Consider the following 16,407-nt stretch of genomic DNA (forward strand, 5'->3'; position numbering starts at 1 on the left):
TGTTTGAGCGCATTGATGGATGGAAGACCATATCAACACAAGCATTTCCCAAATCACTTCGAAGAGCTGCAATCCGATCTTGCGCAAATAATGTACGCGGTATTTGCTGATGTCTCAATTGAACTTGAGCACAAAGTCGCATTTCGCGCCATTTATCTATCATTGGCTTCTTTGACTGAACTGACACACCATTTTCGCAATTTCAGCGAAGGATCAGTTTCAACCTTTAGAGCTTTTCCATGGGTGGTACTTTATTCAGGCGCTCACTTCAGGAAATTAAACCGATACGATAAAACACGTTGGCACTTTTGCCGAAGATCGCATCATGATGCATGTCTTCTGTGTTGTTTGCGTATAGATTGAACAAAGCATCGTAGCTGGAGGTTATTGAATCGACAGGGAAATTTGACCCAAACATGGTGCGTTCGGGCGTGAATTGCTCTATTACGGTATCAAGAATTGGACGAAGGCTTTTTTCTGTCCAATCATGTTCAAACATCCCAAGCCCTGAAAGTTTGCAGTACACATTTGGAAGCACAGACAGGGATTTAAGGTTTTCTCCCCATGCTTGGATTCCTTTGTCAGAGCGATCATATGGGGAGCCTGCGTGACACAGCGCGACTTTGGTGTTTGGCGCAGTGGATAAAACATCTGCAGTTTTCACCATCAATTCGGGCAGAAGCTGCAGATCAAAACTTAAGCCTCGATCTGCCAACTCTCTAAGCCTCTCTGCAAATAGCGGATTATCTAAAACCTCGTTCGTGCCAGTTTGCGCGTCCTCGCCCGGCGCCCGACCGATAATCTGACGAACGCCACGGACTGTGGAGAGGCTTTGTATCGCATCTAGCTGCGCATCTGCATCGGGGGCAGTTAAATCACAGAATGCGACTTGAACCATCGGCCAGAGAGGATTGGAATCTGCTATGGATTGAACCCAGCGTGCTTCTTCCAAAGGATCCGCTGCACCCACTTGAATATGCACGGATGCTTCGAAGCCATGAGCTTTGGCATCTGTTGTAAATTCATCCAGCAAATAGTTGCGTTGAATGGAAGCAGGATCACCGAAGAAACGAGGTTCCCCCTTTGCCATGAGCCAAGGGTAGTGAACGGCTGTCAAATCCCAGAGGTGGTGGTGTGCATCAATCCTCATCGTGTCGCCTCTTTGGGCGTTTCAATTCCCGTGCTGCGCTCCAAGATATCAACGCCTTGGCCTTTCCAGAAATGCAGTAGGTCGATGAAAATCCAGTTTTCCTTAAGCTTATCACCTTCGCGACGATAAAGATCGATCACACGAAACTCACCAGGTTTTCCCGTAGCCGGCATGCCCATGAAGCCGCCAGTTGGCGTGGCGACAAAGTTCGGCCAGCCAAAAAACGCACCAAAATGACCTTCACCAATCCGGCATAGATGCTTGGTTTTAGAGCGTTCGGAGAAGGATGCCCTGAAAGGACGAGAATGCTGATCCGCATAACGTGGAATGGTGTAGGTCGATCCAATCCCAGCTGGGCCCCACCAGAGCATGTCTTCATGCCAGGTGCGGCGGAGCTCTTCTTCGAGGGGCATTCCTGAATCCCATTGTCCAAGATCGCGCGCCATTTGTGCAATCACGTCCAATGTCTTTTGCCCCTCGGCAGGATCGTGATCACTAAAAAGAAGTCCGTTATGCATTAGAGGTCCAGGTTGCACGAGATGCGCACCTGTTTCGGGAGGGAAGGGGTTCTGGCCAGCTTGCATCATTAGATGGGGGATGTCGAAATACATCGCTGTCTCGGTGATCTTACCATCTTCGACCTTGTGAAAGGCTGAATAGCGAAGAAATGCGAGCTTGCCAGTTGGGCGAATGCCCAACCAGAGGCTATCAAAAAGCCCCATCAAATGACCCATTGAACACACCCAAACACCACCAGGTTCGGCATAGATGTTGTCACCAGCAAAAAAGATATCCAGGCGTCGTTGCATGCCCGAAAGGCTCTGTTTGAGGGGCTGCCAGAAGCGCTCTGCAACATCCTTTGAACCGCGAATCTCATTAAACGGATGGAACCCGCGCCAGAGCATGTCCTCTGAGCAAAATTCCGTGACAGCGCTAACAACCTCTGAAGGATGCGCAGTATCTAGCGCTTGATAGTAGTCAAGAACGAGTCGCTTTTGCTTTGTGAAGGACACGTTTTTTCCTTTGTTATTAGATGTTTGATTTGTGTTCAGCTTGTCGATGCCTCGCGAGCCACATTAATAATTGCATACGTATGCAAAAAAGTCTTGCCAGAAGTTACCCAGCAGCATTACCGTTTTGCAAACGTATGCAAAATCACCAAAAGAATCCATCAGGGGGATCACATGGCCGAAATTCAATTGCGCAACGTTGGCAAACGTTGGGGATCCTTTGTTGGTGTTGACAACTTTGATCTGACGATTGCTGACAAAGAATTTTTGGTTCTGTTGGGTCCATCAGGCTGCGGCAAAACCACTACAATGCGCATGATCGCCGGTCTTGAGGATGTCTCCGAAGGGGAGATCCTGGTTGACGGTAAGGTCGTGAACGATCTGGAGCCAAAAGATCGCGACGTGGCGATGGTGTTCCAAAGCTACGCGCTTTATCCAAATCTGAACGTCTATGAAAACATCCGCTTCCCATTGCGAGTTCGTGGCATTGATTCATCTACCCATGATGAAAAAGTACGTCGCGCCTCAGCAATGGTTGAACTGGATGACTTCCTGCATCGCAAGCCTGCAGAGCTCTCTGGCGGCCAGCGTCAGCGTGTGGCTTTGGCGCGTGCAATTGTGCGAGAGCCAAACGTCTTCTTGATGGACGAGCCGCTGTCCAACCTTGACGCTAAGCTGCGCGTATCAACCCGCGCTCAAATCAAAAACTTGAGTCACGAACTTGCAGTGACCACGATTTACGTGACGCACGATCAGATCGAAGCGATGACGCTTGCAGACCGTGTTGTTGTCATGAAGGGCGGGGTGGTTCAGCAGGTTGGTTCCCCTACCGACATATATGACAAACCGGCCAACGCCTTTGTCGCCAGCTTTATTGGCTCTCCTGCTATGAACCTTATGGATGGTGAGATGAAAGGCGGCACATTTACCGCAGACAATGTTGAGATCGCAGGTCTGGATGCACCTGATGGGCCATTGACCCTGGGATTTCGTGCAGAAGACGCTCAAGTCGTAGACAGCAAAGCTGAAATCAATGCTCCGATTTACACGATGGAACTTCTGGGCGACGCGACCATGGTGTCCGTTCGCATCGGAGGCGCGCTGATCTCGGTGAAGGCTGACAAAGCCTACCGCGCTGAGATCGATGACACCGTATCAATCCAAGTTCCAAAGGAACATTGCCATTTGTTTGACGCTCAAACAGGTGCGCGATTGGGGGGCTAACCCCCCTGCGAAACCCCGTGACTTTAAGCGGGAAATAAGGGTGCAGCCTTCGAAGATGCATCCAGAACCAACTAGGGAGAACTTGAAATGTTCATGAAGAAACTAGCACTTGCTGGAGGCATGGCGTTGCTTTCAAGCACAGCGGTCGCTGCCTGTGAAATCAACGCACGGGTGAATATCGTTGGTAACGAATTCCCAGCGATCCAAACTGTTGGCGCTGGCGCTTCCGAATGTACCGGTGGTGAAGTGTCCAAAAACCTGACTGCTGACCACCAGAAAATCAATCTGGCTGGTATGCAAGGTGACCCAGCTGAATACACATCTGCGATTGTTGCGAACTCCTCCATCGTTGCACTAATGAACGAAGACGTGATCCGTCCGCTGGACGATCTGGTCGCTGCGCATGGCGAAGGCCTTAAGAAAAACCAGTTGATCACCATCAACGGCAAAGTCATGGCGGTGGCCTTCATGGCAAACGCGCAACACCTTGTGTATCGCAAAGATGTTCTCGACCAGATTGGTGTTGAGCCTCCAAAATCTTACGAAGAGCTTTTGGAAGCAGCCAAGATGATCCGCGAAAAGGGCATCATGGAAAACCCAGTAGGCGGTGCCTATAAAGCAGGCTGGAACCTGGCGCAGGAATTCAACAACATGTTCCTCGGCTTCGGTGGTCAACACTTCGAAGCTGGTTCTGCAGTTCCAAGCGTGAACAGCGAAGCGGGCGTCCAAGCTCTGGAAATGATGAAGGCGCTATCTGAGTACATGAACCCAGACTTCCTGACACATGACTCCAACGCGACCAACGCAGAATACCGCGCGGGTAACGTTGCTCTCATGAACATGTGGGGCAGCCGTGCGGCTACGCTTGTAGAAGCAGATGGCGTTCCTCAAGAGGTTGTTGATGGTTTCGCGATTGCTGGCCCAATGACCGTTGGCGGTGGCTCCACACCTGCATCTACTCTGTGGTGGGACGGTTGGACCGTCGCGAAAAACGTCTCTGACGATGAAGCGTCATCTACCTTCAAAGCACTGACACACGCGATCCGCCCTGCAATTCTGGATGACGAAGAAACCGCGATCCAAGCAGTTTGGTTGATCGATGGCTACGACCCAACTCCAGCGGCTGAAGGTGTCTTTGCGGCGGCGCAATCCGGCACAATCCCTTACCCAATGCTCCCATTCATGGGCCTAATGCACACCGCGCTGGGCGCTGAACTGACAGACTTCATGCAGGGCAAAGAAAGCGCTGAGCAAGCTCTGAAAGACGTTGAAGCGGCTTACACCGCAGCAGCAAAAGAAAAAGGCTTCCTCTAAGAAGCCCGTCGTCGAGAGGGGGCTTTGGCCTCCTCTCAACACCCCTCTGACCTGCCGGAGCAGCCATGAAACATCGCACCTTCTTCTGGTTTTTCCTACCTACGGGCCTTGCAATGCTTTTGTTCATTGCCATGCCGTTGATCTCGATCATCTCGCAATCTCTGTTTGCACCTCATGAAGCGGTATTTGTCACAGTCGAAAACTGTGGACCGTTCGGATGTACGCAAGAAACCTCGATCGACCAGGAAGCCACCGCTGAATTGCGAGAATCTCAGCCAATGGGACGTTTCGTTGGGCTGGATGTGTATCTTGACCGAGGCCATCTCGCAGTTGCTGAGGTCGGTGAGGCATGGCGCACATCACCAACCGTCGGAGAGTTTTTCAGCACGATTTACAATCTGCCATTCTATCGTGCGATGGCCTTTACGCTGACATACACCTTTGTATGCACACCGCTTCTGATCGCACTGGGCTTTTTCATTGCGATTTCCGTGAATGCGCTGAACCGGCACTTAAAAGGCTTTGTCATCTTCTTCTCCTTGCTGCCGATGATCGTGACCCCGTTGGTTGGCTCTTTGATCCTGTTCTGGATGATCGACAGTCGCGGCGTCTTGGGGAATCTAATTTCTTACTTAGCGGACGATCCCGATCTATCGCTAAAGGCCTCTTCGCCGCTGATGTGGGTTTCTCTGATTATCTACGGGATTTGGTCTTCTGCGCCATTCGCCTTTGTTGTTTTCTATGCTGGTCTCCAGACCGTGCCACAGGACACGATTGAAGCTGCTCAGATCGACGGCGCGACACGCTGGCAGCAGATCCGATTTGTCACCATTCCGCACCTGATGCCATTGGTGACATTCGTGGCGCTCATTCAGCTTATGGATAACTTCCGCGTCTTTGAACCAATCGTGGGCTTTAGTGCTGAGGCCCATGCGACCTCGCTCAGCTGGATAATCTTCAACGACCTTGGAGGCGAAACCCAACAATTGTCGGCCGCAGCTACAACTTCGGTGCTGACGGTTATCGGTGTCGCCATTCTTCTATCGCCCGTGCTGGTACGTACATGGCGTGACTTCAAAGGACGGAGCTAATCATGTCGAGTGTTGCAACCCGTAAACCGCTGCCACTGAAAATTGCGCTTTGGGCCTTTGTTGTTGTCTGGTTGATGATGGCGGCCTTTCCATTCCTCTGGACGCTATGGGGCAGTTTCAAAGTCGAACTCGATTTCTTCTCCATTGCGGATTGGACCAATGCCCTGACCGGGGCGAATACCGAACGTACATATGGGTCACCCTTTACTGGCGTCGGCTATGAAGGTGCTTGGGCCCAAGAGGCCTTCTGGCGCAATGTGATCAACACCAGCTTCGTTTGTATCTTCGTAGTTTGTACCTCTCTGACGATCGGTACGCTGGGTGGATACGCACTTTCGCGCTCAGGTTACAAATACGTGTTTTGGCTGCTGATTATCGCTCTGATTTTTCGTGCGATCCCACCAATCACTCTGGTGTCCGGTTACCTACCTGTGTTCTTCCAATACAACGTCTGGGGCTACCTGCCGACTGCGATTATCGTTCTTGTGGCGATCAACCAGCCTTTTACTCTGTGGATGTTGCATTCCTTCTTTGAATCGATCCCGAAAGAACTGGATGAAAGCGCCAAAGTTGATGGGTGCACACAGTTCCAGGCCTTCCGTCGTGTGATCATTCCGGTGATGTGGCCAGGCGTCATCACAACTGGTCTCTTCAGCTTCCTCTTGGCTTATAACGACTTTGCTGTGACCCAGATGATCCTGAATGAAAACAATCGGACCATGATCCCAGCGATCAACGCCTTCCTCGGAACTACTCAGACCGAAGGCAATGTGATGTTTGCAGTGGCCGCTGTTGTCTCTGCGACCGCTCCGCTCTTTGTGATGGTTCTCTTTTTCCAGCGTCAGATCGTTTCCGGACTGACAGCAGGGGCCGTCAAAGGATGAGCTCGAACTCAAGACATGGCGCGATGGCGCGCCATCCTGCACTGAACAGGATGCCAAGGGATTTTCTGAAGTAAGGCGGGGTTTCCCCTCGTTCTACCCCTCTACTTCAATTCCCTTGGCATACTGAAAGGACAAACATGAAAGGCTCACGCCCAGAACAGGCCGTTCTGACAAAGGACACGGACCTGAGCAAATCTGAAGAAACCCGCGCTGTCATCGAAGGCATGGTCGACGGTCTGAACGATCACCGGATCGATGATATCGGTGAGTTTTTCAGCAAAGGGTTTCGCTGGATGGGCAACCAAGGCTGCGGCACAAAAACCGGGCTGAAGGAGTTTCAGGATAACTGGCAGCGTCCCTTCCAGGCGGCGTTCTCGGACAAGACCTGTATCGACGAAGCGCGCCTTTACATGGGCGAATGGGCGGCCGCCTTTGGCCGCCAGGAAGCCACCCACAGTGGCGAATTTCTGGGGATTGCCCCAACCGGCAAGCGGGTGGAAATCCGCTACATGGACTTCTGGAAAGTTGTCGACGGCAAGATCGTGGACAACTGGGTGAATGTGGACTTCGCCCATGTCGCCGCCCAACTGGGTGTCGATCTTTTCAATGGCCATGGCTGGGAAGCATTTGATCGTGGAGTGAAAGTGGCTCCACGTCCTGACAACTGAGGATCATTAGGATGACCATCGAATATCTGAAACGCGGCAAACCCGAAGCTGATCGTGCTGAAGACGACGCAAAAACCCGCGCAGTTGTGGAAGCCACACTGAAGGATATCGACGTACGCGGCGATGCGGCCGTTCGAGAATTGTCGGAGAAATTCGACAACTACTCTCCGGAAAGCTTCCGCCTGTCGCAGGATCAGATCGAGACGCTCATTGCATCTCTTTCTGACCGAGAACTGGCGGATATCAAGTTCGCGCAGGAACAGGTGCGCAACTTTGCCCAAGCACAAAGAGATTCGATGCTTGATATCGAAGTGGAAACGATGCCGGGTGTGATCCTGGGCCACAAGAACATTCCAGTGCAATCCGTGGGCTGCTATGTCCCGGGAGGTAAATTCCCGATGGTTGCCTCTGCCCATATGTCTGTGGCAACTGCCTCTGTCGCCGGTGTGCCACGCATCATCGCCTGCACTCCGCCGTTCCAAGGTAAGCCAAATGCGGCTGTGATCGCGGCGATGCACCTTGGCGGTGCGCATGAAATATATGTCATGGGCGGCATTCAGGCGATTGGTGCTATGGCGATCGGCACAGAGACCATTGATCCGGTCCACATGCTGGTTGGCCCAGGCAACGCCTTTGTTGCGGAAGCCAAACGGCAGCTCTTTGGTCGTGTCGGTATCGACCTCTTTGCAGGCCCGACCGAGACCATGGTTATCGCGGATGAAACCGCGGCGGACGCAGAGCTTTGCGCCACTGATCTACTGGGACAGGCAGAGCATGGCTATAACAGTCCTTGTGTGCTTCTGACCAATAGCAAGAAACTTGCGGAAGAGACCCTAGAAGAAATCGACCGCATTCTCGGTATTCTGCCAACCGCAGACACCGCACGCGTCAGCTGGGAAGAATACGGCGAAGTGATCGTTTGCGACACTTATGACGAGATGCTGGAAGTGGCGGATGACATTGCATCCGAACACGTTCAGGTCATGACCGATCGCGACGATTGGTTCCTTGAAAACATGACATGCTATGGAGCTCTGTTCCTTGGCCCACGTACCAATGTCTCTAACGGTGACAAGGTGATTGGGACCAACCACACACTGCCAACCAAAAAGGCTGGCCGCTATACGGGTGGTCTGTGGGTCGGTAAGTATCTGAAAACACACAGCTATCAGAAAGTCACCACCGATGAGGCGGCGACCCTGATCGGCGAATACGGCTCGCGTCTGTGCATGTTGGAAGGCTTTGTGGGTCACGCAGAGCAATGCAACATCCGCGTGCGCCGTTACGGCGGCATCAACGTGCCCTACGGAGAAGGTGCACCTTATCGGGACGCGGCTGAGTAAACCGCTAACACTAAGTGAAACCAATGGATCAACACAATCAAAACAAAGCGCTTTTGGCTCTGCTTAGGACGGCTTTGTATGATTTTGAACCATCTAAGGTTCAGGCGGCGATGGCTAATGTCATTGCCGCCGATGCGCTCGTGCGCCTTTGTCATCCATTTGGCGATGTGACGGGGCCAGAAGAGTTTTATGACAGCGCATTTGCAGGCTTGAACAAAGCCTGGCCCGATTTGGAACGCCGCGATTTCATCGTCGTCGCTGGACCAGATGATCAAGGTGCTGAATGGGTTGGATGCGGTGGGTATTACACGGGTACATTCTTGGCTCCATGGTTGGAAATCCCGCCAACCGGCCATCAAGCTTCCATGCGCTTTCACGAATTTTACCGTTTTGAGGATGGCAAAATCGCTGAGGTTCAAGCCATCTGGGATATCCCAGAGGTCATGATGCAAGCCAATGCCTGGCCGCTGGCACCATCTTTGGGCCGTGAATGGTTGGTACCGGGACCGGCCCTGCAAAATGGGCTTGTCGGTGCTCCTCGTAACGAGGAGGAAAGCAACGCTTCCTGTCGGCTGATCATGGACATGCTCAAACACCTCGTGCGGTACCCGTCGCAGGGTGGGCCTGAGGTTATGGAATTCGATCGGTTCTGGCACCCTAATGTCAGCTGGTATGGACCTGCGGGAATTGGTTCCGCGCGGGGCATGTCTGGGTTCAGAAACTGGCACCAAATCCCATTCTTGGCAGCGATGCCAGACCGCGGGCAGTACCAAGACGAAATCACCCATCACTTCTTTGGCGACGGCCCATATGCCGCTGTAACTGGGTGGCCCAATATGGCACAGACTCATTCGGCTGATGGCTGGCTGGGCTTGCCTCCTACCGGGAAAAAGATCACGCTGCGATCATTGGACTTCTGGCGGGTTGAGAACGGAAAAATCCGAGAAAACTGGGTGCTGGTCGATCTATTGGACGTTTACAAACAATTGGGCACTGATGTTTTTGCGCGTATGCGCGAATTCAACAAAGCCCGTAATTTGGGATCAATCACCGTGCCCACAGGAATGGATGCATGACCGAGCTACCTAAAACCCCATCCTTTGACCTTAGCGGTAAAAAGGTTCTTGTCACCGGCGCGTCCTCAGGTATTGGGCTCGGCTGTGCTGTGGCCGTAGCCGAGGCAGGGGCGCAGACCTATTGCGCGGCGCGCGGGGCGGAGCGGCTAAACGAGGCCGTGGCAGCGATGATTGACGCGGGGTACGAAGCTTATGCTTTGACACTGGATCAAGGCGACGTCACTGCGCTTTCAGGCGTTATGGCGCAGCATGCATTTGATGTTGTCGTCAATTCAGCGGGTATTGCGCGTCATAGCGCGTCCATCGACACCACTGAAGAAGACTATGACGCGGTTATGCATGTGAACCTCCGCTCTGCCTACTTCCTGTCCGCGCGCGCAGCCAAAGCGATGATCGCGGCTGGGAAGCCCGGCTCAATCATTCACATTTCCAGCCAGATGGGTCACACCGGAGGCATCGACCGCGCACTTTATTGTGCGGGTAAACATGGCCTTGAAGGTATGATCAAATCCATGGCCATGGAGTGGGGCAAGCAGCGTATCCGCATCAATTCGATCTGCCCGACCTTCATTCGCACCCCGTTTACCGAGCCGACTTTTGCGGACCCGGAGCGCGTGAATTGGATCATGAGCAAGATCAAACTAGACCGCGTTGGCGAGGTGGAAGACATTATGGGGGCGGTGCAATATCTGGCGTCGGATGCCTCTGCTATGGTCACTGGCACATCACTGCTAATTGACGGAGGTTGGACAGCCGGCTGATGAAGGAAAAGGTCACATCGCTTCAGGTGGCCCGTCGTGCAGGGGTCAGCCAATCGGCTGTTTCTCGTGTTTTCACGCCTGGAGCATCTGTGTCTAAAAAGACCGCTGAAAAGGTTCGCGAGGCTGCAAAGGATTTGGGCTATCGGCCGAATGTTTTAGCCCGCGCTATGGTCAAAGGCAAAAGCCGCATCATCGGGTTGGTTGTCGCCTACCTCGAAAACTTCTTCTATCCGGAGACATTGGAAAAACTGTCCAATGCTTTGCAGGAACAGGGCTATCACGTGCTGGTTTTCATGAGCAAACAAACGGCTCAGAACGTCGATGGCGTGATGGAGGAAATTCTCGATTATCAGGTGGATGGTATCGTAATGGCCTCTGTGGCCATGTCCTCAGATATCGCTTCGCGTTGTGCGCAAGCCGGTGTTCCCATTGTGCTCTTTAACCGAAGCCAGGACATTGAGGGTATTACTTCAATCACTTCGGACAATTATGCCGGTGGTCGAAAAATTGCGGAGTTCCTTGTGGCTGGTGGCCATGAGCGCATCGGCTATATCGCCGGTTGGGACGGAGCGTCCACCCAACGGGATCGTGAAGCTGGATTTCGAGCGGCTTTGCAAGATGCCGGGCGTGAAATCTTTTCGCGCACAGTCGGGGATTTTCACAGCGATAAAGCGCGTGAAGCAGCGCGAGAAATGTTCGATGTACCAGCCGATCAGCGCCCGGATGCAGTGTTTGTCGCCAATGATCATATGGCCTTTGCTGTGATGGATGTGATCCGCCATGATTTGGGCCTGCGCGTGCCCGAAGATGTGTCTGTCGTGGGGTATGACGACGTGCCGCCGGCCGCATGGCGAGGCTATGATTTAACCACCATGCGCCAGCGCGCAAATACGATGGTGGAAGAAACCGTGGATGCGCTAATGGAGCACATTCAATCACCAGAAACAGCTTGCCCGCGCAGGGTCGCCATCGATGGCCCGCTCGTGGTGCGAAGTTCGGCCCGTATTCCCGCGGGCTGGCCCAAAGATAAGAGTACGACATGAAGGGTTTCGATCCCAAGTTCAAAGACTTCCCGGATTATATAATCGGGATCACCAAGGAGATCTGGGAAGATCGTGGACTGGCCACGCTGCATGAATACTATGCCAAAGACATCGTTGTGCGCATGCCAGGATCGGTCTCGACGGGCAATCAGGGGGTCATCGGCGCAACCGCACAGACATTGGCAGAATTCCCTGATCGGACATTGTTTGGCGAAGATGTAATCTGGTCCGGTACTCCGGAAACGGGCATGCTGAGCTCTCATCGTATCCTATCAACGGCAACTCATCTGGGAGATGGCGCCTTTGGAAAGGCGACCGGGAAACCTCTGCGCTATCGTATCTTAGCCGACTGCCATGCAGTGAATAACGCAATTAATGATGAATGGTTGATCCGCGACAACAGCGCGGTCGTGCGCCAGATGGGCTGGGATCCGGTTGAGTTCGCCCGTGATCAGATCGCTCGCGAAGGCGGACCTGATGCCTGTGTGAAACCACTGACGCCTGCCAGCGATATCGAAGGGCCCTATAAAGGCACCGGGAATGACAATGAATGGGGTGAGCGCTACGCCGACATTTTGAACCGTATCATGTCAGCCGATTTCTCGGTCATCCCGCAGGAATATGACCGAGCAGTGCAAGGTGAGTATCCGGGTGGTGATACGGGCCATAGCTGGGGCGCTGTCGATCAGTTCTGGATGGGTTTGCGGGCTTCCTTCCCGAACGCGACTTTCAAGGTCGAACACCAGATCGGTCGCGACGATCCAATGATGCCACCTCGCGCTGCTATCCGTTGGAGCCTGCAAGGTAAACACGACGGTTGGGGGGTGTTTGGTGCGCCGACTGGTAAAGATGTTTACGTTCTGGGCATCAGCCATGCGGAGTTCGGTGCTTTGATTTCTGGTGAGCCTAAAATCCGTCGCGAATATACGCTGTATGACGAAGTGGCCATCTGGAAACAGATCCTGCTGCAAACCGGAGACCTATGATGGGCGCAGCCCTGACATATCAAACCCTGAACAAAGGGGTGCATGAAACCCGTGCTACGCGGCGGTTCCATATGTTCCGCCAAAGTCTGCGCTCTAGACGGTTGAACCTGCACCCGCCGGGATGAGGCGTGTCTCCATTTTGGAAACGCGCAACCATCTGAAATTCATTAGGAATACTGAAATGTCCAAATCATCCATTCAAAGCCGCATCGTTCGTTATGGTGAGCTGAAACCTTGTAAAACAGCCTTTATCGACGCTCACACACCGGGCAGCGATCAGAAAGAAAACTTCACCATTATCGGTGGGGGCGTCTCTGAAAGTCCAGACCAGCACGTCCATATCACCGACAAGATCGGCTTTAATATTGGTGCGGCAGGTCAACCTCCGAAATGCCGTAACTCTCTGCACTCCCATACAACTGCCGAGGTGTTTTTTGTGGCCAAGGGACGCTGGCGCTTCTTCTGGGGGCGTTATGGCACAGCGGGTGAGTTCATCGCTGAAGAAGGCGACATCTTTAACATCCCAACAGGCATTTTCCGCGGCTTTGAGAACGTAGGGCAGGACTATGGGATGATCATGTCCATGCTGGGCGGCGATGATGCTGGTGGCGGCGTGACATGGGCACCTCAGGTGATCGAAGACGCGCAAGCACATGGCCTGATGTTGGGTGACAATGGTGTGCTCTACGACAGCAAAAAAGGCGAAGAACTGCCGCACAATGTGCGTCCAATGCCACTGCTGACAGAGGAAGAACTCAAAGACTATCCAGAAGTGCCCGTCGAAGACGTCATCGGGTCTTATGTCGCGCGCTACTGGGATTTGATGGCGCTGTCCTCTAATAAACCTGCTGTTGTGATCGGCGAAAATGGCGTGATCAAGGATAAGCCAGGTTTTGAGGTCGACTTCCTGTCACGTGGCTCAAGCACATCAGACGTGGTGAAGGCCAAGAAACCCGTGGTCCTGATGCCTGCCAGCGGCCACTGGAAAGTGCGCGTTGAAGACGTTGAAACCACCATTTCAAGCGGCGACACGGTTCTGGTTCTGGACGGCGAAAGCTATTCGATTGAACCATCCATGACAGGCGACGCGGGTCTCTATCGCATCACCGCTACCGACGATCCAGCCGGCGCCACTTGGACTGGTAACTAAACGCAAGAAGGGAGAGCCCATATGGCCAAGATCCAAACATCCCATGTGGGCTCTTTGCCCCGCACCCAAGAAGTGGTCGATTTCATTTTCGCGCGTGAAAAGGAACAGCCCTACGACCAATCTGCGTTCGACAGCTGCATGACATCAGCCGTGTCTGAAACCGTACGCAAACAGGTCGAGGCGGGTGTTGATATTGTCAGCGACGGTGAAACCTCCAAGATTTCCTACGCGACCTACGTCAAAGATCGCTACACAGGTTTCTCCGGTGACAGCCCGCGTAATGCACCTGCGGACCTCAAGATGTTCCCAAGTTTTCTACAGCGCCTTGCGGATGACGGTGGCACACCGACCTACGCGCGCCCAATGTGCACGGGTGAGGTGACATCGAAGGGTACCAATGATCTTGAGAACGACATCAATAACCTCAAGGCCGCAATGGAGGCCCATGGCGCTACCCGTGGGTTCATGAATGCGGCGTCTCCAGGGGTTATTTCTCTGTTCCTGCAAAACAGCCACTACAAAAATCGCGAGGCTTATCTGGCGGCTTTGGCGGATGCCATGAAAGACGAATACGAGACCATCGTGGCTTCTGGTCTGGATCTGCAACTGGATTGCCCAGACTTGGCGCTGTCACGCCATATGCTCTTTGCTGACATGAGCGACGAGGAGTTTCTCAAGGTCGCCAATATGCACGTGGAAGCGCTGAACCACGCGCTGCAGAACGTGCCGTCTGACAAGGTCCGTGTGCACATCTGTTGGGGCAACTACGAGGGTCCGCATTGCTGCGACATTCCGATGGACAAGGTATTCACCACGCTGATGTCCACCAAGGCGCAGTATCTGCTCTTTGAAACCTCCAACCCGCGCCACGCCCATGAATGGGCCGTGTTCAAAGATCGCAAGGCCGAGATCCCGGATGATAAAGTGCTGGTGCCGGGTGTTGTGGATACAACCACCAACTTCATCGAGCACGAAGAACTAGTTGCGCAACGGATCGAACGATTTGTGGACATCGTGGGCGCGGATCGCGTGATCGCGGGCTCTGACTGTGGCTTTGGCACTTTCGCAGGCTTTGGGGCTGTCGAACCTGACATCGCCTACGCCAAGCTGAAAGCGCTGTCTGATGGTGCGGCTCTGGTATCGGAGCGCCTGTGACCCCAATCGTCTTTCTGCCGGGAATGATGTGTGATGCGCGGCTTTTTGGGCCGCAAATCAATGCGTTTTCTGGCCGGCATCCAGTCATGTGCCACCCTTTGGTAGGGCAGGACACGATCGAAAGCCTAGCCGCTCAAATCTTGGCAGCGTCGCCTCAGCGGTTCGCACTTGCAGGGTTATCCATGGGCGGCATCGTTGCCATGGAAATCCTGCGCCTTGCTCCCGATCGGGTGGAACGCGTGGCTTTGCTTGATACCAATCCGCTGGCAGAGAAAGACGAAGTTAAACGCGGTCGCATACCTCAGATCGAAGCCGCAAAGGCAGGAGAGCTGCGCCGTGTGATGCGAGACGAAATGAAACCTAACTATCTATCGGATGGTCCAAACCTTGGTGCCATACTTGATCTTTGCATGGCCATGGCCACTGATCTCGGCTCAGAGGTTTTTGTGGATCAATCCAACGCGCTTGCATCCCGTCCAGATCAGACAGAGACGTTGAAATCTTTCAACGGCCCTGCGCTGGTTCTGATGGGCGAAGACGATGCGCTTTGTCCTTTGGATCGCCATAGCTTGATGCATGAATTGCTGCCCCAAAGTCAGCTTGAGATCGTCAAAAAGGCAGGTCATCTGCCCACCCTTGAACAACCTGAACAGACCAACGCGGCCCTGCGCCGCTGGTTGGAGCGCTAATATGACACCATCTCTTCTAAAGTTGCTGCAATCCGTAGATACACCAACTGTCTGCAACGCCATCGAAGTAGCGCAGGGTAAACGCGGCTTTAACAATTTCACGCGCGGTACCATGCTCTGCTCAGCGCCAGAAGAGGGGGCCATCGTGGGGTTCGCGCGCACAGCAAAGATCGCTGCGGTGAATCCACCGACAGAGGCCCCCGAAGTGATCAAAGAACGCCGTATGGCCTATTACAAGCATATGGCCACCGGGGCTCGTCCGGCGATTACTGTAATTGAAGACATGGATTTTCCAGATTGCATCGGAGCTTTCTGGGGAGAGATCAACACGACAGTTCACAAAGGGTTTGGCATTGCTGGCACGCTGACAAACGGCGTCATGCGTGACCTCGGGGACGTACCGGAAGGCTACCCTGTCATTGCGGGGTCAGTTGGCCCAAGCCACGGGTTCGTTCATGTGAAAGAGATAGGAACGCAGGTCGAGATTTTCGGTCTAAATGTCAAAGATGGGGATCTTGTACATGCCGATCAGCACGGGGCGGTCGTGATCCCTGAGGACGTTGTGCCGAATTTGGAAGCCGCGATTAACAAACTGCTTTCGACAGAGGGCATCATCCTCGATGCAGCGCGGGCAGATGATTTCGACTTTGAAAAGTTCGCTGAAGCTTGGTCAAAATTCGAGCGCGCGCGCACCTGATGGAATTCTTTTCATGAAGCTGGCGTCTTTTCACTCGGTTTGAGATTTTACATTCTGGTTCGCTCAAAGAGGCACCAATATGGCCACTTCATCAAGGCTTAGGTGCAATCTGTGAATTTTTTAGAAACGATGACCCTCAGACATCGAATGGTTTTTTGAGGCCGCG

The 16,407-nt window shown here is 53.2% G+C and carries 16 protein-coding genes; 14 read left to right on the forward strand and 2 right to left on the reverse strand.

The features are described from left to right. Positions 1-268: 268 nt before the first annotated feature. Both M0D42_RS01535 and M0D42_RS01540 read right to left on the reverse strand, forming a co-directional pair. Positions 269-1,150, reverse strand: coding sequence for an amidohydrolase family protein (locus M0D42_RS01535; RefSeq protein WP_265019854.1), 882 nt, complete (start codon positions 1,148-1,150; stop codon positions 269-271). Beyond that, positions 1,147-2,163: a nuclear transport factor 2 family protein gene (locus M0D42_RS01540; RefSeq protein ID WP_265019855.1), complete on the reverse strand. Its 1,017-nt coding sequence runs from the start codon at positions 2,161-2,163 to the stop codon at positions 1,147-1,149. Before M0D42_RS01540 ends, M0D42_RS01535 begins: the two co-directional genes overlap by 4 nt. 171 nt (positions 2,164-2,334) lie before the next feature. Between M0D42_RS01540 and M0D42_RS01545 the strand changes: the two genes are divergently transcribed. The 14 genes from M0D42_RS01545 to M0D42_RS01610 all read left to right on the forward strand — a co-directional run bounded on the left by M0D42_RS01545 (position 2,335) and on the right by M0D42_RS01610 (position 16,241). Then, positions 2,335-3,384 (forward strand): ABC transporter ATP-binding protein, encoded by a 1,050-nt coding sequence (locus M0D42_RS01545; RefSeq protein ID WP_265019856.1) that lies wholly within the window; start codon positions 2,335-2,337, stop codon positions 3,382-3,384. A gap of 87 nt (positions 3,385-3,471) precedes the next feature. Further along, a complete protein-coding gene (locus M0D42_RS01550; protein ID WP_265019857.1) occupies positions 3,472-4,698 on the forward strand; it encodes an extracellular solute-binding protein in 1,227 nt (408 codons plus the stop codon). A 65-nt stretch (positions 4,699-4,763) separates the two neighbouring features. Next, on the forward strand, positions 4,764-5,789 hold the full coding sequence (locus M0D42_RS01555) for a carbohydrate ABC transporter permease (RefSeq protein WP_265019858.1): 1,026 nt from the start codon (positions 4,764-4,766) through the stop codon (positions 5,787-5,789). Between the two features lie 2 nt (positions 5,790-5,791). After that, a complete protein-coding gene (locus M0D42_RS01560; RefSeq protein WP_265019859.1) occupies positions 5,792-6,673 on the forward strand; it encodes a carbohydrate ABC transporter permease in 882 nt (293 codons plus the stop codon). 137 nt (positions 6,674-6,810) lie between these two features. Further along, positions 6,811-7,341 carry an ester cyclase gene (locus M0D42_RS01565; protein WP_265019860.1) on the forward strand — a complete coding sequence of 177 codons (531 nt, stop codon included), beginning with the start codon at positions 6,811-6,813 and terminating at the stop codon, positions 7,339-7,341. An 11-nt stretch (positions 7,342-7,352) separates the two neighbouring features. Continuing rightward, positions 7,353-8,684 carry a histidinol dehydrogenase gene (gene hisD, locus M0D42_RS01570; RefSeq protein WP_265019861.1) on the forward strand — a complete coding sequence of 444 codons (1,332 nt, stop codon included), beginning with the start codon at positions 7,353-7,355 and terminating at the stop codon, positions 8,682-8,684. A gap of 23 nt (positions 8,685-8,707) precedes the next feature. Next, positions 8,708-9,760, forward strand: a complete 1,053-nt coding sequence (locus tag M0D42_RS01575; protein ID WP_265019862.1) for an ester cyclase — start codon at positions 8,708-8,710, stop codon at positions 9,758-9,760. Further along, positions 9,757-10,521 (forward strand): SDR family NAD(P)-dependent oxidoreductase, encoded by a 765-nt coding sequence (locus M0D42_RS01580; RefSeq protein ID WP_265019863.1) that lies wholly within the window; start codon positions 9,757-9,759, stop codon positions 10,519-10,521. The genes M0D42_RS01575 and M0D42_RS01580 overlap by 4 nt, the downstream gene beginning before the upstream one ends. Then, positions 10,521-11,564, forward strand: a complete 1,044-nt coding sequence (locus tag M0D42_RS01585; RefSeq protein WP_419195953.1) for a LacI family DNA-binding transcriptional regulator — start codon at positions 10,521-10,523, stop codon at positions 11,562-11,564. The genes M0D42_RS01580 and M0D42_RS01585 overlap by 1 nt, the downstream gene beginning before the upstream one ends. After that, positions 11,561-12,550: an ester cyclase gene (locus tag M0D42_RS01590; RefSeq protein ID WP_265019864.1), complete on the forward strand. Its 990-nt coding sequence runs from the start codon at positions 11,561-11,563 to the stop codon at positions 12,548-12,550. Before M0D42_RS01585 ends, M0D42_RS01590 begins: the two co-directional genes overlap by 4 nt. 181 nt (positions 12,551-12,731) lie before the next feature. Then, the gene (locus tag M0D42_RS01595) at positions 12,732-13,700 is read left to right on the forward strand and encodes a cupin (protein WP_265019865.1); all 969 of its coding nucleotides are present in this window, start codon (positions 12,732-12,734) and stop codon (positions 13,698-13,700) included. A 21-nt stretch (positions 13,701-13,721) separates the two neighbouring features. After that, entirely contained in the window at positions 13,722-14,855 is a 1,134-nt protein-coding gene (locus tag M0D42_RS01600; RefSeq protein WP_265019866.1) for a cobalamin-independent methionine synthase II family protein, read from the forward strand. Beyond that, a complete protein-coding gene (locus M0D42_RS01605) occupies positions 14,852-15,544 on the forward strand; it encodes an alpha/beta fold hydrolase (RefSeq protein ID WP_265019867.1) in 693 nt (230 codons plus the stop codon). The genes M0D42_RS01600 and M0D42_RS01605 overlap by 4 nt, the downstream gene beginning before the upstream one ends. A 1-nt stretch (position 15,545) precedes the next feature. Continuing rightward, complete coding sequence (locus tag M0D42_RS01610; RefSeq protein WP_265019868.1) at positions 15,546-16,241, forward strand: RraA family protein; 696 nt, start codon at positions 15,546-15,548, stop codon at positions 16,239-16,241. Positions 16,242-16,407 lie beyond the last annotated feature (166 nt).

The sequence above is a fragment of the Cognatishimia activa genome, assembly GCF_026016445.1.
In the GTDB taxonomy this organism is placed as follows: domain Bacteria; phylum Pseudomonadota; class Alphaproteobacteria; order Rhodobacterales; family Rhodobacteraceae; genus Cognatishimia; species Cognatishimia activa_B.

What these genes read in the sequence shown, in the direction of transcription:
- M0D42_RS01535 (WP_265019854.1), bottom strand. Translation starts at nt 1,150, where the DNA reads ATGAGGATTGATGCACACCACCACCTCTGGGATTTGACAGCCGTTCAC.
- M0D42_RS01595 (WP_265019865.1), top strand. Translation starts at nt 12,732, where the DNA reads ATGTCCAAATCATCCATTCAAAGCCGCATCGTTCGTTATGGTGAGCTG.
- M0D42_RS01545 (WP_265019856.1), top strand. Translation starts at nt 2,335, where the DNA reads ATGGCCGAAATTCAATTGCGCAACGTTGGCAAACGTTGGGGATCCTTT.
- M0D42_RS01580 (WP_265019863.1), top strand. Translation starts at nt 9,757, where the DNA reads ATGACCGAGCTACCTAAAACCCCATCCTTTGACCTTAGCGGTAAAAAG.
- M0D42_RS01585 (WP_419195953.1), top strand. Translation starts at nt 10,521, where the DNA reads ATGAAGGAAAAGGTCACATCGCTTCAGGTGGCCCGTCGTGCAGGGGTC.
- M0D42_RS01575 (WP_265019862.1), top strand. Translation starts at nt 8,708, where the DNA reads ATGGATCAACACAATCAAAACAAAGCGCTTTTGGCTCTGCTTAGGACG.
- M0D42_RS01610 (WP_265019868.1), top strand. Translation starts at nt 15,546, where the DNA reads ATGACACCATCTCTTCTAAAGTTGCTGCAATCCGTAGATACACCAACT.
- M0D42_RS01590 (WP_265019864.1), top strand. Translation starts at nt 11,561, where the DNA reads ATGAAGGGTTTCGATCCCAAGTTCAAAGACTTCCCGGATTATATAATC.
- M0D42_RS01550 (WP_265019857.1), top strand. Translation starts at nt 3,472, where the DNA reads ATGTTCATGAAGAAACTAGCACTTGCTGGAGGCATGGCGTTGCTTTCA.
- M0D42_RS01600 (WP_265019866.1), top strand. Translation starts at nt 13,722, where the DNA reads ATGGCCAAGATCCAAACATCCCATGTGGGCTCTTTGCCCCGCACCCAA.
- M0D42_RS01555 (WP_265019858.1), top strand. Translation starts at nt 4,764, where the DNA reads ATGAAACATCGCACCTTCTTCTGGTTTTTCCTACCTACGGGCCTTGCA.
- M0D42_RS01560 (WP_265019859.1), top strand. Translation starts at nt 5,792, where the DNA reads ATGTCGAGTGTTGCAACCCGTAAACCGCTGCCACTGAAAATTGCGCTT.
- hisD (WP_265019861.1), top strand. Translation starts at nt 7,353, where the DNA reads ATGACCATCGAATATCTGAAACGCGGCAAACCCGAAGCTGATCGTGCT.
- M0D42_RS01565 (WP_265019860.1), top strand. Translation starts at nt 6,811, where the DNA reads ATGAAAGGCTCACGCCCAGAACAGGCCGTTCTGACAAAGGACACGGAC.